The organism is Streptosporangium sp. NPDC003464, from assembly GCF_053588315.1.
In genome coordinates this window covers 1-2159 of record NZ_JBSFPS010000519.1, presented here as the reverse complement: position 1 = coordinate 2159, position 2159 = coordinate 1, and the positions used below count along the sequence as shown (strand labels likewise).

Below are 2159 nucleotides of genomic sequence, written 5' to 3'. Positions count from 1 at the left end.
TCCGGCGAGCCCGTGACCGTCGGCGATGTCGTGCGCGAGCCGGGCGGTGACGGCCGCGACCGCGACCACGAAGGTGAGGTCGAACAGGAGCTCCAGCTGGCTCGACACGCGGTGCGGCTCGTCGATGGGACGAGCTCTCATTCGGACGCGGATCCGGATGGTCCTGTCAGCTGGTGGCAAGGTCTCGCTCCTGTCGCTCCGTGAACTCGTCCTGCCGGAAAGACAGGGCAGCACCCCGATCTGTGACGACGCGGCACCGGGTACGCGACACAGGCGCTTCTCGCAGGGCCGTCACCGGCCGCCCAGGCTATCCTGTCCCGACCGGTGGCCGAACGAAGGTGTGGCCACTCGGTGGTGTCCGACGGCCGGTACAGCCGGTCCGCGAGGTCGCCGGGTACGACGCGGCGGCCCGCCGGGCCACCGCGTCCCCGGTCCCGCCTCGTCGCCGAGGACGGCCGTCGCCCGTCAACGTCGTACGCCGTGGACACCTGGCCCCGGGTTCAGCGGAACGACTCGGCGTTCTCGCGCGCCCACTCGGCGAAGGACCGGGCCGGACGCCCGGTGACCTCCTCGACGGTCGGCACCACGGTGTAGCCGACCTCCGGGGTGTTGCCGAGCGCGTCGATCAGGAACTCGATCGTCTCCTGACCCATGCCGAACCCGGCCCACATCTCACGGGCCTGCGCCTCGGTCAGCTCCTCGAAGGCGATCTCCTTGCCGATCGCCGCGCCGAGTTGCTCGATCTTCTCGGTGGTGCGCAGCGCCTCGGGGCCGGTCAGCGTGTAGGTGCGCCCGTCGTGTCCGCCCTCGACGAGCACCTTGGCGGCCACGGCCGCGATGTCGCGCTCGTGGACCATCGCGCTGAGCCGCCCGCCGAACGGCTCGCGGACGGCGCCCTGGTGGCGCACGCCGTCGGCCCACCACTTGAGCGTGTTGGACATGAACTCCACCGGGTTGAGCAGCGTCCACTCCAGCGTGCTCGAGGCCAGCGCGCTCTCCAGCGGACCGTCCACCCGCCCGCCGAGCACGGTGACCCGCTTGACGCCCGACTCGGCGAGCAGCTCCACGATCTGCTCGCCGTACTGCAGGGGCGCGTAGTCGTCACCGGCGAAGTTGATCAGGTGGACGCCGACGACGCCGTCGAACGCCCGGCCCAGGGTGCCGGGGTCGCCCAGGTCGCCGCCGACCACCTCGACGCCCGCGGGCAGGTCGGCCTTGGCCGGGTTCCGGGTGAGCGCACGCACCCGCTGACCGGCTTCCAGCAGCTCGGCGACGACGAGGCGGCCGACGGTCCCGGTGGCTCCGGTGACGAGAAAAGTCATGGTGATGCACTCCAGTTGTGTGCGGAACGGGTTGGTGTTCGCTGTACCCATGACATTAGAGGCCAAGTAGGACAGTTCCAGTCCTACATCCTGATCTGCGCGTCATCTGATGCCACAGCAGGCAACAGAGCCTGGTGGCCAGCCGGGCGGGTTCGCCGTCCCGGCACACGCCCTGCGGTTGACACTCTCCAGGTGTGAGTGCCAGGCGTCCCGTCGCACCCCACCCACAAATTGCGCGCCACGCACATAGTGCGTGAGACGCAGCATCGGGTAGAGTCGACCCATGAACGACGACGCCATGGACCTCCGGACGCGCAACCGGCGGGCCACCCGGGAGGCGATCAGCCACGCCGCGCTGCGCCTGGCCGTCGAGCAGGGCCCCAACGGGCTGGCCCTCGTGCGCGTCCACGACATCGCCGCGGCCGCGGGAGTGTCACCCCGCACCTACAACAACTACTTCTCCAGCCGGGAGGAGGCGATCTGCGCCTTTCAGGCCGACCGGTCCAGGCGCGCCGGGGAGGCGTTGCGCTCCCGGCCCGCCGACGAGCCGCTCGACCAGGCCGTCATCGCGGCCGTGATCGAGCTCTACACCGATCCCGAGCCCGACAAGGCGGGGCTGCGCATGATCATGTCGACGCCCGAGCTGGAGGGCGAGGCGCTGAAGGCGTTCACCATGGCGGAGGGTCCGCTCGCCGAGGCGATCGCGGCACGCACCGGCACCGATGCCGGCCGCGACCTGTTCCCCTCCGTCACGGCCGCCGCCTACTCCCGTTCCGGTCGGCGGCGGTTTCAACCCCCTGAATGCAGCCGGGCCCCGGCGTGCTGGCCGGGGCCCCT

The 2159-nt window shown here is 71.0% G+C and carries 2 protein-coding genes; one reads left to right on the top strand and one right to left on the bottom strand.

Annotated elements, in window-relative coordinates:
• Nucleotides 1–500 precede the first annotated feature (500 nt).
• Nucleotides 501–1373: an NAD(P)H-binding protein gene (locus ACWDS7_RS48065; protein ID WP_451934768.1), complete on the bottom strand. Its 873-nt coding sequence runs from the start codon at nucleotides 1371–1373 to the stop codon at nucleotides 501–503.
• Between the two features lie 232 nt (nucleotides 1374–1605).
• Here ACWDS7_RS48065 and ACWDS7_RS48060 point away from each other — a divergent pair.
• The coding region (locus ACWDS7_RS48060) for a TetR/AcrR family transcriptional regulator (RefSeq protein WP_451934767.1) at nucleotides 1606–2159 on the top strand (554 nt) is incomplete at its 3' end.

What these genes read in the sequence shown, in the direction of transcription:
- ACWDS7_RS48065 (WP_451934768.1), bottom strand. Translation starts at nt 1,373, where the DNA reads ATGGGTACAGCGAACACCAACCCGTTCCGCACACAACTGGAGTGCATC.